This is a genomic window from Vibrio sp. JZG120 (assembly GCF_053890955.1).
Genome location: NZ_JBSRRK010000004.1, coordinates 507,102 through 524,835 on the forward strand (window position 1 = coordinate 507,102; position 17,734 = coordinate 524,835).

The window sequence follows — 17,734 nt, forward strand, 5'->3', positions numbered from 1 at the left end:
TTTAGTCACTTTTGTTGTTGTGTTGACAGTCTACTGAGTCTCGATAAACTGTCAACACAACACAAAATAACAAAGTTTACACCTGTTTATTTTTTAATCTTAATTGTTATTGGAATCGCACATGGATCTCGCCTTCGACCGCCAGCATATCTGGCATCCTTACACTTCGACATTAACACCTCTGACCTGCTACCCAGTAGAATCAGCAAGTGGTGTTCACATTAAATTGGAAGACGGTACTGAGCTTGTCGATGGCATGTCTTCTTGGTGGTCGACAATCCACGGCTACAACCATCCGCACTTAAATCAAGCCGCTCACCAGCAAATCGATAAGGTCTCTCACGTGATGTTTGGCGGGATTACCCACCAGCCAGCAATCAGTTTGTGTAAGAAGTTGCTATCCCTAGCACCAAGTAATCTTGAACATGTATTCCTTGCCGATTCAGGCTCCGTTTCCGTAGAAGTCAGCTTAAAAATGGCACTGCAATATTGGCATGCAAAAGGCGAACGCCGACCGAAGTTTCTTACTTTGCGACACGGTTATCACGGCGACACCTTTGCGGCCATGTCGGTTACCGATCCTGACAACTCAATGCACTCTCTCTACAAAGGCTTTTTACCTGAGCATATCTTTGCGGAGTCACCAACTTGTGGTTATTGGGATGAGTGGAAGCCAGAAGACCTTGCTGACTTTGAAGACAAGATTGACTCGCACCATCAAGAGCTTGCAGCGGTGATCCTAGAGCCTATCGTTCAAGGTGCAGGCGGCATGCGTATCTACCATCCAGAATTTCTCAAAGGCGTGCGTAGACTTTGCGACAAATACGGTTTGTTATTGATTGCAGATGAGATCGCTACCGGTTTTGGACGCACAGGCAAATTGTTTGCCTGCGAACATGCAGATATTCAACCAGACATTCTGTGTGTCGGGAAAGCACTCACTGGCGGCTACATGACCCTCTCTGCGACCCTGGCGAGCAAACACGTTGCGGATACTGTTTGTGGTGGTGATGCTGGGTGTTTTATGCACGGTCCAACCTTTATGGGGAATCCACTCGCTTGTGCTGTAGCTACTGCAAGTTTGGAGTTGATCGAACAAGGTGATTGGAAGCAGCAAACCCAGCAAATTGAAACGCTGTTTTCTGAGTTACTACCAAAACTTGAAGAATACGACTTGGTGAAAAACACCCGTTGGTTGGGTGCTATTGGCGTAGTGGAGACGCATCGCCCTGTGAATATGGAAACCATCCAGGCTCTCTTTGTTGAGCACGGTGTTTGGATTCGTCCATTTGGCAAACTGATTTATATGATGCCGCCGTTCATCAGCAAGCCGGAAGATATTGAGAAGCTAGTTAACGCGATTGATGCAGCGTTGCAACGTAAAGACTGCTTCGCTTCATAGTCCAACTCAACACGAAAACGGTTTGAGTATGAGACTCAAACCGTCTCTTTATTTATTAGAGCAGTAAAGCTATCGAAGTTGACTGTCTTTACTCGCTCGTCGATTAAATAATACTTGGCGTTGAGAGAACAATTCGATAGTTGACTGACATTCGATACACAAACGAACGCCTTTCATTGCAAGACGACGCGCTTCCGGAATCTCATCACCACACTCATCGCAGTAATGGGCGCTCTCACCCTTTGTGATACTGCCACGAACACGGGAAATTTCGTCGTCTATTGTGTTTTGAATTTGTTGGCTGACGCTATCGTCGTTTGCCCACCCTACGGCCATAAGCCCTCCTCGTTACTTGAATGAGAAAATCTACTTACCGTGGTAAGGTGGATGATTATATCGATTACAAATAACAAGATAATTAGGGTAAATTCGAAAACACTATTACGCTTTGGTAATAATTACTCTGCAATCGATTATTCGGCACTCTCATGGAAAAGCAATGCAAGGTTACTCATACTCCCTTCCTCACATTCAAAGTACTGCGTTTGCTCAGGCTCTCTCAAAGTAACACTGAGTATCTTCTCTACCTCACCAAACTCCTCGCTAAAGTACTCACTGACTAATATGACGCGCTCACCAATACTAAATTCCAGTGACTTCTCATCTACCAACGCTCGATGATAATGTTCAACACGATAATCTTGAGGTTTTATCCGCTGTAAAACAGAGCTTTGATTCTCAATGGACTCATTAAAGATAATCCCACCTTTGCCTTGCTCTATAAAAATACTAAAGTTCATAGTTTGGTTCACTGAGCATTCAAAGACTCTTCTGGGCGAGGTGTTAGCAACAGCAAACGTGCTCATCATCGCAACACTTAAACCCAAAGTGACCGCCAATCGTTTCATTACCATTCAGCCAACACTGTAAATAGCGCTTGTTCAGACATACAGGTTAATACATATCCGTGTGAAGATGAATACGAGCCACTGAGTACACTATTCTCTTTCTCAATAACGATATCCTCGATGCCGTCAGCGTTGTAATCACCTTTTGCGGTAACGGTAATAACCTGAAAGCCATCAGTCGAATCGTAATACTCTGCTCTGACTTCACTGATGACCTGAGTTCTTTGGATATGGTCTGCTTCATCCCACGTTGATAGCGTCTTTGCTTTCTCTGCACTTTCGTCAGAAATAACAAAAGCAAGTGCACTTGGAGCGAAATTAGGAAAGGTATCGTCTAACTTAAAGTCTGATATAAATGAACGCTTAGAGGCAGCTAACTTTGCCATCTCACTCCATGTTTGGCACTGAGTTAAATATGCTTTAAACGCGCCGTATTCATAGGCTTTTGCCGCAGTAAAGCCCGTAGAGTTTGCCGTAGCTAAGTCTTGGCAATTAGATACTAGTTTTTCTTCATCAGATGCACGTTTCAATTCAAGTTCATAGCCCCAATCGAGTGAGTTACGAAGTTGCATATTTTCTTTGGAAGGTTGCGCTATTTCGCGCGCGAAAAAGCGATCGGTTCGCTCACTATCTAAGTATTGAGGCTGAATAAGTTCACTTGCGATAACACTCTTACTAACGAGCAAAGTAAGCGCAAAAATAATAAGCAATGAAAGATGATTTACTGGCATAACGTTTAACAACAAGGGCAAATGATGCCATTAGCTTGTCACGTGAAAAACCGTTTAGAAAAATATCATTTGTCTCGTACTGCCAGATTCTGGGCGAGCTCTTCACTATTGCGTGTGCTAATTACATAACAACGTATTTTCACTCGACGCAAATAACAAAAAACCCAGCACTATGGCTGGGTTTTGGTGTTCTAGTGGCTAATGCACTAACCGATGTGCGTTGCGCCGCCCATGTACTTCTGAAGTACTGTAGGGATTGCAATGCGACCGTCTGCTTCTTGGTTGTTTTCTAGGATAGCAACCATTGTACGACCTACAGCTAGACCAGAACCGTTTAGCGTGTGTACAAGCTCAGGTTTCTTCTCGCCTTTACGACGGAAACGCGCTTGCATACGACGAGCTTGGAAGTCCCACATGTTAGAACATGAAGAGATTTCACGGTAAGTTTCTTGAGCAGGAACCCACACTTCTAGGTCGTAAGTCTTACGAGCGCCGAAGCCCATGTCGCCAGTACATAGAACGACTTTACGGTAAGGAAGTTCAAGAAGTTGTAGAACTTTCTCAGCGTGACCTGTTAGCTCTTCTAGTGCGTTCATTGAATCTTCTGGCTTAGTGATTTGTACTAGCTCAACTTTGTCGAACTGGTGCATACGAATCAGACCACGAGTATCACGACCGTATGAACCTGCTTCTGAACGGAAACATGGCGTGTGTGCTGTCATCTTGATAGGTAGATCCGCTTCGTCAGAAATCGTGTCACGAACTAGGTTCGTTACAGGTACTTCTGCCGTAGGGATTAGCGACAGTTTGCGTGGCTCTTCGTCGTTTACTTTTTCCGCTAGAGGCTCTGTGTGGAAAAGGTCTTTACCGAACTTAGGAAGCTGACCAGTACCGAATAGGCTGTCAGAGTTCACTAGGTAAGGTACGTACATTTCAGTGTAGCCATGTTCTTCTGTGTGAAGATCTAGCATGAACTGAGCAATTGCACGGTGTAGACGAGCAAATTGGCCTTTCATCACGATGAAACGTGCGCCAGTAATCTTAACTGCACTTGCGAAGTCTAGACCGCCACCCATTTCACCTAGGTCAACATGGTCTTTCAAATCGAAATCGTAAGTCTTAGGCTCACCCCAACGAGAGATTTCAACGTTGTCGTTCTCGTCTTTGCCATCTGGCACTTCATCTGCTGGGATGTTTGGTACAGAAAGCGTGAATTCGTCTAGTTGAGCCATTACTTGCTCAAGTTCAACTTTCTTCGCATCAAGATCGCTACCTAGAGTACCGATTTGTTTCTTGATCTCTTCTGCGCCTTCTTTGTCGCCAGCCGCCATTTTTTGGCCGATTTGTTTGGAGATGGAGTTACGCGTGGATTGTAAATTTTCTACTTCTACTTGAATGGACTTACGTTGTTCTTCAAGTTTACGAATAGTCTCTACGTCTAGCTTAAAGCCACGACGCGCCAGTTTAGCAGCTGTTTCATCCAGCTCTGTACGAAGTAATTTAGAATCCAGCATTGTTAATCCTATGCTTTTTGTTGTGAAATCACGCGTACTTTCCAAGCGTACGCGTTAAAAAAATTTACTGAACAAATGTATCCAAAAACGCCTACTTTTCATAGCGCTTTTGTTGGCTATTTGCGTCTAATTTAGCCAAGTAATCTAACTTTTCGCCGATTTTGGTTTCTAGACCGCGATTTGTTGGCTGATAATACTTACGATCCGCCATTTCTGGTGGCAAATATTGCTCACCGGCTGCATAGGCACCCGGCTCATCGTGAGCATAACGATACTCTGCTCCATAACCCATGTCTTTCATCAAACTGGTAGGTGCATTTCGAAGGTGATGCGGCACTTCATATTCAGGTAAGTTATGAGCATCTGTGAGCGCTTGTTTCCATGCTACGTACACCGCATTACTTTTTGGCGCGCACGCTAAGTAAACGATTGCCTGTGCAATCGCACGTTCACCTTCTGCCGGACCAACACGGGTAAAGCAATCCCACGCGGAGAGTGCGACTTGCATGGCTCTAGGGTCCGCATTGCCAACATCTTCCGATGCTATCGCAAGTAATCGGCGAGCGATGTAGAGCGGATCACAACCTGCGGCGATCATACGTGCAGCCCAATACAAAGCGGCGTCTGGATTTGAACCACGAATGGATTTGTGAACTGCAGAGATTAAGTCGTACCAGATATCACCTTTGTTATCAAAGCGAGAGACCTTTTCTCCCGCCACTTCCGCAAGCAACTTAAGCGTGATTTCTTTTTCACCTTGCGCATTGTCTTCTGCCATATCGTATAGCAGCTCAAGGTAGTTAAGAGACATGCGAGCATCACCGTTCACTAGCTCTGCTAGGCGATCTAGTACGTTGTCGGCGAAATTTGCTGGTGTATTACCCAAGCCGCGCTCTTTGTCGTTAATCGCTTGATCAAGCGCCAGCGATATTTCGCTCTGGTCAAGAGAAGTCAACTTGTAAACGCGAGCACGCGAGAGTAATGCGTTGTTTAACTCAAACGAAGGGTTCTCTGTGGTCGCACCGATAAACGTAACCGTACCGTCTTCAATATGCGGTAAAAACGCATCTTGCTGCGATTTGTTAAAGCGATGCACCTCATCCACGAATAAGATAGTGCGGCGACCTGCCATTTTGTTCTCACGCGCTTTGTCGATCGCAGCCCGGATCTCTTTAACGCCAGACGTCACCGCAGATACACGCTCAACTTCGGCGTTGGCATAGTTTGCTGCCACTTCCGCTAATGTCGTTTTACCTGTGCCAGGTGGTCCCCACAAAATCATCGAGTGAATGTGTCCGGCCTCTAGCGCTCGGCGTAGGGGTTTACCCGGACCTAAAATATGCTGCTGTCCAATATACTGTTCGATAGTTTGTGGTCTCATACGAGCAGCAAGGGGACGAAAATCTTCGTCCCCTGAGAAATCTAACGTGTAATTACTCACTAACAATTAATTCCTTTGGTCATCCACTTCCACGCCATCTGGAATTGTGAATGTAAATCTGTCTACCTTTGGTTTACCAAGCTTAACATTACTAAAAGTAAACAGCCCTTTCTGACCATCTTGCTCAATGACGTTAAAGCCTTTCACTACGCCTTTTGCATCAATATTAATCTGGAATTGGCCTTGAGTAGAGTCAATTGCCGTTGGAATGAGCGTAAACTCATTACCTTTCTGAGAAATTTTATAGTTATCCCAATCGCTTGCTCTATTGCGAGTTAACAGCACAAATGGTGTTTGCTCGGTCGCTTGCTCTTGCCAGTAAATGCTTACTTGCTCAATGAATGGGCTGTAATACCACAACGTCTTACCGTCAGATACTAAAAGGTTTTCATCAGGAAAAGTCGTACTCCAACGGAACAAGCTTGGACGAGCGATTTCAACCGTGCCCTCACCTTCCATTACCGTTTCACCTTCAGGGCTGATCACTTGCTGGGAGAAATCGGCACTGAAACCCTCGTTCATTGCGAGACGTTTATTGAGTTCATCTTTTGGAGATGCTGCATTCGCAGCTGAGAAGAAAGAAACGCTTAAAACTAGCGCTGAGAAAAGTTTCGCTGAAAATCGTTTTTTCATTCAGATACCTATCAGAGGGTCAAAGACCTAAAGTTACTCACCTCAGTTGGACTGAAGTGAGTAAAACAAGTTCATTAATCTTTTGGCGGCGCAGGAGCTAAAACTTCGCGGTTACCGTTGTGACCCGGAGCACTCACGATACCTTGCGCTTCGAGTTGCTCAACAATACGGGCGGCACGGTTGTAACCGATCTTAAATCGACGCTGTACGCCAGAAACAGAGCCTCGACGTGACTGAACTACGTGCTCAACGACTTGATCGAAGAGTGGATCCACATCTTCATCCGCTTCCATTTGCTCACCTGGCAATAAGCTTTCTGGACTTTGATCTCCGCTGATGATCTCTTCAATGTAGTTCGGTTTACCACGCGCTTTCCAGTTGTTTACAACAGCATGAACATCATCATCTGATGCAAATGCACCGTGGACACGAGTTGTATGACTTGAGCCCGGCGGTAGATACAACATATCACCCATACCAAGCAGTGATTCTGCACCACCTTGGTCTAGAATCGTACGGGAGTCTGTTTTAGTCGATACCGTAAACGCAACACGAGTTGGAATATTCGCTTTAATCAGACCCGTGATAACATCCACCGATGGACGCTGAGTCGCAAGAATTAGATGAATACCTGCCGCACGCGCCTTTTGTGCCAAGCGTGCAATCAGTTCTTCTACCTTCTTACCCACCACCATCATCAGGTCAGCAAATTCATCGACAACGACAACGATATACGGCAGTTTTTCTAGCAATGGCGGTTCCGTATCCATACTGTCGCCTTCTTGCCAGAATGGGTCATGAATTGGGTGGCCTGCTTCTGCTGCCATCTTCAACTTCTCGTTAAAGCCTTTCACATTACGAACGCCCAATGCCGACATCAACTTATAACGACGTTCCATCTCACCCACACACCAACGTAGAGCGTTTGATGCGTCTTTCATATCAGTCACAACTTCAGAAAGAAGATGAGGGATACCTTCGTAAATAGAAAGCTCTAGCATTTTCGGGTCAATCATGATGAAGCGCACATCTTCTGGACCTGCTTTATATAGCATGCTCAAAATCATCACGTTCACACCCACCGACTTACCAGAACCAGTTGTACCTGCTACTAGCACGTGAGGCATCTTCGCAAGATCGGCCACAACAGCTTCGCCCGCAATGTCTTGACCTAACACAACCGTTGTGGGTGACGTTGCTTGCTCAAACTGAGGACTACTGATTACATCAGATAAATAGACCGTCTGACGGCTCATGTTTGGCAGTTCCAAACCGATGTAAGGCTTGCCAGGGATTACTTCTACAACACGTACAGCCATTGCAGACAATGCACGCGCTAAGTCAGTTGAAAGACCAGAAATACGGCTTACCTTTACCCCCGGCGCCAAATCAAGCTCGAAGCGAGTGATCACTGGACCAGGATAAATCCCCACCACGTCGGCTTTGATTTTGTAGTCCGCTAGCTTGCTCTCAACCAATCGAGCGACCTGCTCTAGCGCATCTCGGTCGATAAAGTTTTCGCGTTTTTCTGGATGGTAAAGCAACTCGAGCGTTGGAAGTGGCTCTTCTGGAACAGGCAAGTTTTCTTCTTTCTGTACCAAAAATGGGTTCTGTGTCGCTGCTACTTTGGCTTGCGCACTAGAAACCATGTCTTGGAATGCCGCTACATCTTCGTCGCCGTCTTGAACCTCTTCAACCTCCGCTTTTTGAAGTGCAGGTTCAAATGTTGTTGAAGGTGTTGCCACTTGCTGATGAGGTGTTGTTGGAGCTGGCTGTACTTGTTGTACAGGCTGTGACTCCACTTCGTCTTCATCGTCTAACACGTCAAAATCAGAGATCGTAGGTTCAATGTGTTGACTCGATTCTGTTTGCTCCGTGATGCTATCTAGCGCAGCGGAATCAATTACAGGCTCTTCATGCACAGGATGCTCAATACTTGGCTGCTGTACTTGCTCTGCTTCAAATTGTTCGTACTCCGCATAATCTGGTTCAACACTGATCGGTTCTTCTGTAGCTGTATGTTGCTCTACATAGGAAGAGTAAGTGTCTGCAAATGATGGGGCTGCCTGTTCTCCAGTTCCCCAGTCATCTGCTTGTTGCGCTGCAGCTTCAAGCTCTTCTATCGTGACATTCAGCTGCTTGGTACGCTCCAGAAGCGGATCAACGTTATCAGTATTCACCGCATGGACAGGTTGCGTTTGGTGCTCAGGTTGAGCATAAACTGGCGCAGCATTAACCGTAGCCTTGCGTTGTGGTGGCGTTGGTTCCACCATCATTTGTTCCGCTGGCTTCTCAGGTTTAGCTTGCGGCATATAAATAGGATACTCATGTGCATGCGCCGATTCTTTCGGCTCATCGACATCGAACGCCGTTAAATGAGGAAGCGGCTCATCATCAATGTCATGGTCTACGTTATGTCTAGGCGTAGAGACTTTATCTTCCACGAACTCATCTAGCTGAGGTTCTAAAACTTCTTGCTCAGAGCCTCTTATCTTATTTGCAAGCGCCGCAATTAGCGCTAATGCACGATCTCCAAGCCACTCAACGATGTTAAGCCATGAGATGCCAGTAAAGAGAGTAAAACCCGCTCCCCATAAGAACAGCAGTACCAATGTCGTGCCAAGTACATTTAATGTAGGTAAAGCTAGGCTAGACAACACGTCCCCGACGACACCACCGGACGAGAAATACCAAATATCATCAAAATTAATATCAGCTAGACCACAGCTAGTCATTATAAGGACGACAAGGCCGAGTAACCTCGTACCCCATAACATGAAATTAATTGGCTCATCTTCTCCTCGTTTACGGCAAATCACCCATGCAGCCGCAGCTAGCAAGAAAGGGATGGGATAAGCGAGAGAGCCAAATGTGAAGAATAGTGTGTCCGCAAGCCAAGCGCCGAAAAGGCCACCAGCATTGTCGATCTCCCCTCCCCATGCGGTTTGGGACCAGGAAGGATCGGCCGGACTGAAGGTAAATAGTGCAACCGCAAGCAATACCGAGCTAAGAACGCCAACGATAAAGCAGCACTCTTTTAAGCGTTGGAAGCCATTTAAGCGTGAAGACTGGGGCTCTTCACTGGTTTTGATAATGGTTTCGACTTTCTTTGCGTTCTCTTTGAACATAAATCAACTTGAATATGGAAATGAAATAGGAATTTGCAAAACATTCCGAGCGGCATCAAGCCGCTCGGTAAATTGATTTAACCATATCAAAGAGAAAAACCCAATTACTCTCTGGCGAAAGCGGAAGCATATACCGCTTTCTTTGCAAGAAATTAACGAGTTTTGATCACAAGCTGGTTAGATTGTTTCACTTCTTCCATTACAACGTATGTGCGAGTGTCATTTACGCCAGGTAGACGTAGTAACGTATCGCCCAATAGTCGACGGTAAGCACCCATATCTGATACACGGGTTTTAAGAAGATAGTCAAAGTCACCTGATACAAGATGACACTCTTGTATGTCGTCTAGCTTTTGAACAGCTGAGTTAAACTGCTCAAATACATCCGGCGCACCACGGTTTAGTGTAATCTCAACGAATACTAATAGTGACGCATCCAGGAACTGCGGATTCAATAATGCAGTGTATCCTGTGATGTAACCCTGACGCTCTAAGCGACGTACACGCTCCAAACATGGCGTTGGAGAAAGTCCCACACGTTTTGAAAGCTCAACGTTTGAAATACGACCGTCTTTCTGCAGTTCATTAAGAATGTTGCGGTCGATACGGTCTAGTTCCTTGGACGGCTTTTTATAGTTGTCTGCCATTTTTTATTCCACCTTATTACTTCCTTGCAAAAAAATATACTACAACTTTTTAATATTTGGTGCCAAATTTTACAAATCTATAACTATACTAGTTATTAATTCGACAATAACACCCTACAAACAGTTAATACAACCATTATAGAAAGAGGATACAGGATGATCATTGGCGTACCTAAGGAAATCAAGAACCACGAATATCGTGTTGGTATGATCCCAGCAAGCGTGAGAGAACTCATCTCACATGGTCACCAAGTTTTAGTTGAGACCAATGCAGGTGCCGGCATTGGTTTTTCAGACGATGATTACATCGCTGTCGGCGCATCCATTCTCCCTCATGCTGCAGACGTATTCGCGCAAGCAGACATGATTGTAAAAGTAAAAGAACCCCAAGCAGTAGAGAGAGCAATGCTCCGCGAAGGGCAAATTTTATTTACTTATTTACACCTAGCACCAGATTTTCCACAAACTGATGAGCTAATCAAGAGCAAAGCTGTCTGTATAGCCTATGAGACTGTAACAGATAATATGGGTCGTTTGCCACTGTTAGCACCAATGTCAGAAGTGGCAGGTCGGATGTCTATCCAAGCTGGTGCGCAAACATTGGAAAAATCACACGGCGGTCGTGGTCTGCTACTAGGTGGCGTACCTGGTGTTGAGCCAGCGAAAGTCGTCATCGTTGGTGGTGGTGTTGTTGGTGCAAACGCAGCTCGTATGGCTGTTGGTCTTCGCGCTGACGTAACCATTCTAGACCGTAACGTAGATACACTTCGTAAGCTTGACGAAGAATTCCAAGGTCGCGCTAAAGTGGTTTATTCTACTGAAGACGCTATCGAGAAGCATGTTCTAGAAGCTGACCTTGTTATCGGTGCCGTTCTAATTCCTGGAGCAGCAGCGCCTAAGCTGGTAACAAAAGAGCACATTGCTAAGATGAAACCTGGTGCGGCAGTGGTTGACGTGGCTATTGACCAAGGTGGCTGTTTCGAGACATCTCACGCAACAACCCACGCAGATCCAACTTACATCGTTGATGAAGTGGTTCACTACTGCGTAGCAAATATGCCTGGTGCGGTTGCACGTACTTCAACTTTCGCATTGAACAATGCAACACTCCCTTACATTGTGAAACTCGCAAACAAAGGCTACCGTGAGGCACTTCTAGAAGACAAAGGCTTCCTTGAAGGTCTAAACGTTATTCACGGAAAAGTAACATGTAAAGAAGTAGCAGAAAGCTTTGACTTGGAATACGTTGAACCAACTCAAGCTATCGCTATGTTCAATTAATGACAAAATAAAACACAACTTGTCACGTTTTGTTTACAAAAGCCCACGCATAAGTGGGCTTTTTCATATAGAGCGTTTAGCTATAAAAAATAACTAATTCTTATATGCGCAAATTAAAATATTTCTAGGTGTAACTGATTTAGGGCAAAACTCTGACAATCTAACACGATAACCACGTTCTTCAAGATAAAGTGCTTTGTCCAATGCGAGCCAGATCTCCAATGGACGTTGAAAAACCAGTTGCACTAAGCTCATTCTCTCCATTTGCCAGAAGCGTTGTTCGCTTAACTTTTCAAAATGATCGAAATCGATTTCTTGAGAAAGAACGATACCTTTCTGCTCCGCCGCCCAGCGACACAAAGATTCAAAGCCTTCACTTAATTGCGACTTACGAATACTGGGGACAGGTTGGTACTCTGCCATGCCTAACGCTCGTCGAGTAATCAAATCGAAGCCAAGACGAAACACCATTTCCTGCTGACGATGGCGACGTACACGCTCTCCCCCTGTCACCGTTTGCTGTAACGGGATACGCAGTTCTTGCTTAGACAATGAGAGAGAAGAAACCCTCCCCGGTTTCGACATCGGCTGGTATTGTTCCGACTTAATCAAGTGATAACAACAAGGTGAGATGGTCATCGCAGCAATCCCATTCTCACTGCCGTACTGCATTAGACGAACATGGAGGTCACCACACGCATGCAGTGCCACCGCGTGTTGCGTTGGCTTGAATACCGCTTTTGCTTTGCTATCGAACGCGTCACCTTGAATAAACGTCATTTTCCAATGGTGTTCATTCGCAGCTTGTTGCCCCGAATCACACAGTACTTGTTGATATTCGAAACTGGTCACAGGCTGATCGGTTTGTGTTGCCAGGATTCGTCCTAAATAACCTTTCCCTGAACACCACTCTAACCATTCTTCGCCACAGTGTTGTTGAATTGCAGCTTCACCCATCGAGCTGATTTGCTCCAGCTTACGTCCGGGAATGCCGTTGTCTAAACCACGAGCGAGTGCCAAACCATTTAAGGTCAAAGACTCTAAACGCGTGTGATAAGCGAGTTGTTCGAGTTGAGGCACGAACGCGCTTATCGCTTTTAAGGCGAGTTCAGGTTCCGCTTTATACTCTTCGATTTGAGAGGGAGAAAGAGACACTAACCACTGGCACAACTGAGGGTGTTGCTCTTGCCAAGGTAATGAGGTGTGAATGCTACTTTTAAATGGTTCAAACCGCCATAGCGATTCGTTTTCCAATAAGCAGTCATTAATAAATTGAAATTGCGTTTTCATAGTTCCCCCTACAACGAGCGCATTGTAGAGGGAATCGAAACATCAATGAAGTGTTATCTCACTGGGAGCTCGATGTCTTTAAACATCTCTTCGATTTCTGCATTAGATTTCAACGAAATCGCCTGCTCTACCACTGGGCGAGTTAAATGAGGAGCAAAGCGTTCCATAAAATCGAACATGTATGAGCGCAGGAATGTGCCGCGACGGAAGCCAATACTTGTCGTACTAGCCCCGAATAAATGGCTCGCATCTATTGCGACTAAATCGCTGTCCTGCTCTTCATCCACAGCCATGCTCGCAATCACACCAACACCAATACCCATTCGAACATACGTTTTAATAACGTCCGCATCAGTTGCAGTGAACACCACTCTCGGGGTTAAACCTTCACGATTAAATGCGGTATCTAACTCTGAACGGCCCGTAAAACCAAACACATAAGTGACCAATGGATAAGCGGCAAGATCGCTGATCGTTACTTTGTCTTTCTTCGCTAATGGATGATCTTTGGGCACGACAATTGAACGGTTCCAGTGATAACAAGGCAGCATGATGGCATCTTGATATAAGTGAAGCGCTTCTGTCGCAATCGCAAAGTTCGCCGTACCTTTGGCAATCGCCTCAGACATTTGTGACGGCGTACCTTGATGCATGTGTAATGACACTTTTGGGTAGCGAGAAGTGAAACCTTTGATGACATCCGGCAAAGCATAACGCGCTTGCGTGTGTGTCGTGGTGATATTCAGCGTCCCCATTTCTGGGTGGGTGTGCTCCCCTGCTACAGCTTTGATACTTTCTACGCGAGCCAGAATCTCTTGGGAAATACGTACAATTTCTTCACCAGCAGGTGTCACCTGTGTTAAGTGCTTACCGCTACGTTCAAAAATCTGAATGCCTAACTCATCTTCCAGCAACCGAACCTGTTTACTGATACCTGGCTGAGAGGTATACAAGCTTTCTGCCGTCGCGGATACATTCAGATTATGGTTTACAACCTCAACAATATACTTCAGCTGCTGCAGTTTCATCGTAATCCCTTACTTGTTCATGAGAGAATTTATTGGCCACTCGGACGAGCGATATAATAATTAGTTATAACGCGTTCAAATCGAAATGAACAGTAATTTCTAACTTATACCTCAATCACATACTGATAATCCTCAACATAGAAACAATATGCACAAAGTTGAGCCAATAAATGACTGAATTTCTATGATGTGACTTCTATCAGTAGCTAAAACGTGGGAGAGACAAAATAATCAAACAAATAGGGTGCCGAGTAAGATAAGATTCATGTATTCTTTAACGCTAGCCGTAGAAAAGTAAAGCAGACGCAAAGATATGAATATTGGTTTAATAATCGCTTTGGTAGCCATCCTACTGGTGTTGATCCTAGGCTATAACATTATGTTGCAGTATAAGGTCAAGGTAGAGACTGCGAAAAGACAGGAGTCCGCACGCTATGTTGCCTTGATTGATGGCACTGAAGAGTTGATTGGTCATGCGCACCATATCCCTTTTAGCAAGGAGCTGTTGCTATGTCTAAACAATCGTATTCTTGACGCGCTAGAAAGCATGCATGAGCTTGACCCGAAGAATAAGCAGCTTGCTCAACGTATCGAAAACATGAAGCAACAGATTGAGCAACTGAAAGAGAATGGTCCCACTGGCGAGAGTACCACGTTCAAAATGCCGAGCAGTGATAAACAAGCCATCGTCATGCTTAAGTTGGTGAAACGCCTCCGCGATACTATCCGTAACGAACACAATAAAGGCCGTATCGACACCCAGACTTATGTCGCTGAAAATGCGCGTTTAGAAACGATGCAGATTCGTATCAACATCGAAAACGTCATTAAAAGAGCAAACGACTCTATTGCTCGAGGTCAACCTGGCACAGCACTTCAACTGCTACGCAAAGGTATCGATGCATTGAGTACAAAGAGCGATCCCTACTCGATTCAAGCGAAACAGAAGCTTGAAGACATGTTGGGCGACCTAGATAAAAAACGCCAAGATAAAAGTGATGCTGAAATGCAGCAGATCGCCGATAAAGAGCGCGACAATGACATGGAAGCACTCTTCGGCGAGAAGAAAAAGTGGTAACATTCACTTAAGGTCAATAAAGGCTGCAATCGCAGCCTTTTTTCTATCCGTAAGATAGCGGATATGCCCAATTAGAATGTGAAGTACTAAAACTAAAATGATGAATCTAGACGCCTATCAAGATCTTCTTGCTCCCATTAACCAATTTCTGCAATGCAGCACACCTGATGAATGGGTAGAGGAAGCAAAGAAACCAGAAAACCTTCAAACCATTTTATTAGACCACCTACTGTGTGAGCTAAAAGCTGGCCAATCTGCGATGTTTTTAATTCGTAAGTATGCCGTTGACCAATCCAGTTCACATGCTCTGCTTGACTGGTTTAAACCCTATGAAGACTTTGCTTATCGCAATGTAGGCTCACTAGAAACGTTAAAAGGTAAGAGCAATATTTCCAAAGCGATCATGGCTAAGTCCAACTCACCTTACAGCCAAGATTTGATCGATAAAATGGTGCTTTTGATTAAAGAGGAGTTACACCACTTTTATCAGGTTTTAGAGATCATGGAAAGTCGTGGAATTGAGTATAAAAATATTCCAGCAAGTCGCTATGCTAAAGGGCTCATTTCGCATATGAAGACTCATGAACCGGAAACGCTGATCGATAAGCTCATCATTGGTGCGTACATCGAAGCCCGATCTTGTGAGCGTTTTGCCAAACTAGCACCACATATGGATGACGATATCGCAAAATTCTACGTTTCTTTACTGCGCTCAGAAGCACGCCACTATCAAGATTATCTTGTATTGGCAGAGCAAATCGCGGGCAAAGACATCAGCGAACGCATAGCCTATTTTGGTCGAGTTGAGGCGGATTTAATTTCTACGCCAGATACAGATTTTAAGTTCCATAGTGGTATTCCAGCCTAGCGAGCATATTCTCCCAAGATTGAGCATGCTCTGAACTTATTTATATAGACAGAGAATAAATAAGCCGGACATTTCGTCCGGCTTATTTTTTGTAGCAATGAGGTTAGGAATAAAGCTGAAACACAACAACTAGAGCTGGAATGAACCCATTCGAGTTTTCAAGTTGTGCGCTAGGCTACTGATCTGCTGGCAAGCCACAGCCGTTTGCGAAGCTCCCTCAGCCATCTCTGTTGAGGCACTATTAATATGCTCCACACTTCGATTCAGCTCTTCGGATACAGAATTCTGCTCACTACAAGCCGTTGCGATTTGTGTGCTCATTTGCGCTATGTTATCGACAGAATGTTCAATTTCTTTTATCTGGCTATCAGCGTCATTGACTTGCTCAACACACTGAGAAATGCCCTCCTGACAATCACGGCTTGAATGCCCTATTTTGCTGCTGCTCTCTTGTAGTTGATTAACAATTTCCACAATTTGTGAAGTGGAGTCTTGAGTGCGTTGCGCCAGAGAACGAACCTCATCTGCCACAACAGCAAACCCACGTCCTTGTTCACCGGCCCGAGCGGCTTCTATTGCGGCGTTCAGTGCTAACAAGTTTGTTTGCTCCGCAATCCCGCGGATCACATCTACGACCACATTGATATTGTTTGAGCTAGATTCAAGCTCACGTGCCAGTTCATCAGACTCTTGGATCGTATGTGATACACGCTCAATTACTGCGATAGTTTGTTGTAACGTCGCCGTTCCTTGTTTAGCCACTTCCGTTGCCGAGTAAGCAGAGGTCGCGCCAACTTCGGTATTTTGTGCCACTTCACTTACAGCAGCTTGCATTTCTGTCATCGCAGAAGCCACCGAACTAAGTTCAATTTGTTGATTTTGCATACCAGAAGCGGTCTGAGAAGAAATAGCACTCACTTCCTCTACTGCTGCCGTTAGCTGAATCGTTGAGTCATTAATCTCAGAAACCAGCGAATGTAAGTTTGTTTGCATACCGACAAGCTCTTTGAGCAACGTTCCTAACTCGTCTTTGCTCAATTCACTTTCGTCGATTTGATTATTCAATTGACCCTTGGCGATTTTAGAAGCGAATTCCAATGCTCGATCAACAGGCCCGCAAATGACTCGAGAAAGCAGCATGGCAGACATTACCATGACCAATGCGACGACGAGCGAACCAACAGCAGCGCTGTATTGTGTAAATGCCGCTTCATTTTGTACTTCTTCGCCAATCAAATTCACCAACTCATCGTTCAACGCGAGGGTATCATCTAAGCTGCTCAACGCTTTTGAGTAGGTATCGAAACTCGATAAAATCACATCATTTGCACTTTCAGCATCACCTTGGCTTAGCAGTGCGTTGTAAGTCTTCGTTTCTTTGATGTATTGATTCCAGGTTTCTTTAAAAACGTTAAAAGACTGCGTTTCACGCTGATTAAGGTCGAGCTTTTCGTATTCTGCAATACCAGCCTGCACATCAGAACGCCATTGGTCGAGGCCTTTTAACCACTCACCAATTTTGGGGTGATTTGCGTTTGGCAATAAAGAGAACTCATCTTTGCGCACTTTAGTAATATCAACTTGGATACCTTTCAAAATCGCAACAGAAGGTAAGCTTTTATCTGTTAGCACTGAGATGTCTTTATTCAGTGTTAACAAACCTTGTACCAACATTACTGACACTAAACCAAACACGGCAAAAACGGTTAAATAACTAACCGATATTTTCTTTACGACGCTTAAGTCTTTAATACGCATGCACTTTCTCCCTGCAGCCTTTCCAAA

15 protein-coding genes are annotated in these 17,734 nt (G+C 44.9%); 4 read left to right on the forward strand and 11 right to left on the reverse strand.

Translation table 11 applies throughout. The annotated features are described in order from the left end of the window. Nucleotides 1-121: 121 nt before the first annotated feature. Nucleotides 122-1,402: an adenosylmethionine--8-amino-7-oxononanoate transaminase gene (gene bioA, locus ACWPOD_RS10720; protein ID WP_456231886.1), complete on the forward strand. Its 1,281-nt coding sequence runs from the start codon at nucleotides 122-124 to the stop codon at nucleotides 1,400-1,402. A gap of 69 nt (nucleotides 1,403-1,471) precedes the next feature. On the opposite strand, the gene ACWPOD_RS10725 is transcribed toward bioA, so the two are convergent. The 8 genes from ACWPOD_RS10725 to lrp all read right to left on the reverse strand — a co-directional run bounded on the left by ACWPOD_RS10725 (nucleotide 1,472) and on the right by lrp (nucleotide 10,404). Beyond that, nucleotides 1,472-1,738, reverse strand: a complete 267-nt coding sequence (locus ACWPOD_RS10725) for a DksA/TraR family C4-type zinc finger protein (protein ID WP_301567586.1) — start codon at nucleotides 1,736-1,738, stop codon at nucleotides 1,472-1,474. Between the two features lie 137 nt (nucleotides 1,739-1,875). Then, on the reverse strand, nucleotides 1,876-2,316 hold the full coding sequence (locus ACWPOD_RS10730; protein WP_167426730.1) for a hypothetical protein: 441 nt from the start codon (nucleotides 2,314-2,316) through the stop codon (nucleotides 1,876-1,878). After that, a complete protein-coding gene (locus ACWPOD_RS10735) occupies nucleotides 2,310-3,041 on the reverse strand; it encodes an ATPase (RefSeq protein WP_167426731.1) in 732 nt (243 codons plus the stop codon). Before ACWPOD_RS10735 ends, ACWPOD_RS10730 begins: the two co-directional genes overlap by 7 nt. Before the next feature lie 206 nt (nucleotides 3,042-3,247). After that, complete coding sequence (gene serS, locus ACWPOD_RS10740) at nucleotides 3,248-4,555, reverse strand: serine--tRNA ligase (protein WP_167426732.1); 1,308 nt, start codon at nucleotides 4,553-4,555, stop codon at nucleotides 3,248-3,250. Between the two features lie 91 nt (nucleotides 4,556-4,646). Continuing rightward, nucleotides 4,647-6,002, reverse strand: coding sequence for a replication-associated recombination protein A (locus tag ACWPOD_RS10745; protein ID WP_269819577.1), 1,356 nt, complete (start codon nucleotides 6,000-6,002; stop codon nucleotides 4,647-4,649). After that, nucleotides 6,003-6,629: an outer membrane lipoprotein chaperone LolA gene (gene lolA, locus ACWPOD_RS10750; protein ID WP_012841960.1), complete on the reverse strand. Its 627-nt coding sequence runs from the start codon at nucleotides 6,627-6,629 to the stop codon at nucleotides 6,003-6,005. A 74-nt stretch (nucleotides 6,630-6,703) separates the two neighbouring features. Then, complete coding sequence (locus tag ACWPOD_RS10755) at nucleotides 6,704-9,757, reverse strand: DNA translocase FtsK 4TM domain-containing protein (protein WP_456231887.1); 3,054 nt, start codon at nucleotides 9,755-9,757, stop codon at nucleotides 6,704-6,706. Between the two features lie 152 nt (nucleotides 9,758-9,909). Then, on the reverse strand, nucleotides 9,910-10,404 hold the full coding sequence (lrp, locus tag ACWPOD_RS10760; RefSeq protein ID WP_005378234.1) for a leucine-responsive transcriptional regulator Lrp: 495 nt from the start codon (nucleotides 10,402-10,404) through the stop codon (nucleotides 9,910-9,912). 156 nt (nucleotides 10,405-10,560) lie between these two features. On the opposite strand from lrp, the gene ald reads away from it, so the two are divergent. Next, nucleotides 10,561-11,685, forward strand: a complete 1,125-nt coding sequence (gene ald, locus ACWPOD_RS10765; protein WP_005378241.1) for an alanine dehydrogenase — start codon at nucleotides 10,561-10,563, stop codon at nucleotides 11,683-11,685. 93 nt (nucleotides 11,686-11,778) lie between these two features. Here the strand turns inward: ald and ACWPOD_RS10770 are convergent, their stop codons facing one another. Beyond that, the gene (locus tag ACWPOD_RS10770) at nucleotides 11,779-12,975 is read right to left on the reverse strand and encodes a methyltransferase (RefSeq protein WP_134646911.1); all 1,197 of its coding nucleotides are present in this window, start codon (nucleotides 12,973-12,975) and stop codon (nucleotides 11,779-11,781) included. A 53-nt stretch (nucleotides 12,976-13,028) separates the two neighbouring features. Beyond that, nucleotides 13,029-14,003 (reverse strand): HTH-type transcriptional regulator CysB, encoded by a 975-nt coding sequence (gene cysB, locus ACWPOD_RS10775; protein ID WP_006742885.1) that lies wholly within the window; start codon nucleotides 14,001-14,003, stop codon nucleotides 13,029-13,031. Nucleotides 14,004-14,316: 313 nt separating this feature from the next. Between cysB and ACWPOD_RS10780 the strand changes: the two genes are divergently transcribed. Beyond that, nucleotides 14,317-15,081, forward strand: a complete 765-nt coding sequence (locus tag ACWPOD_RS10780; RefSeq protein WP_006742886.1) for a hypothetical protein — start codon at nucleotides 14,317-14,319, stop codon at nucleotides 15,079-15,081. Between the two features lie 97 nt (nucleotides 15,082-15,178). Continuing rightward, on the forward strand, nucleotides 15,179-15,949 hold the full coding sequence (gene miaE / locus ACWPOD_RS10785) for a tRNA isopentenyl-2-thiomethyl-A-37 hydroxylase MiaE (protein ID WP_104974277.1): 771 nt from the start codon (nucleotides 15,179-15,181) through the stop codon (nucleotides 15,947-15,949). Between the two features lie 129 nt (nucleotides 15,950-16,078). Here the strand turns inward: miaE and ACWPOD_RS10790 are convergent, their stop codons facing one another. After that, the gene (locus ACWPOD_RS10790; RefSeq protein WP_167426735.1) at nucleotides 16,079-17,707 is read right to left on the reverse strand and encodes a methyl-accepting chemotaxis protein; all 1,629 of its coding nucleotides are present in this window, start codon (nucleotides 17,705-17,707) and stop codon (nucleotides 16,079-16,081) included. Nucleotides 17,708-17,734 lie beyond the last annotated feature (27 nt).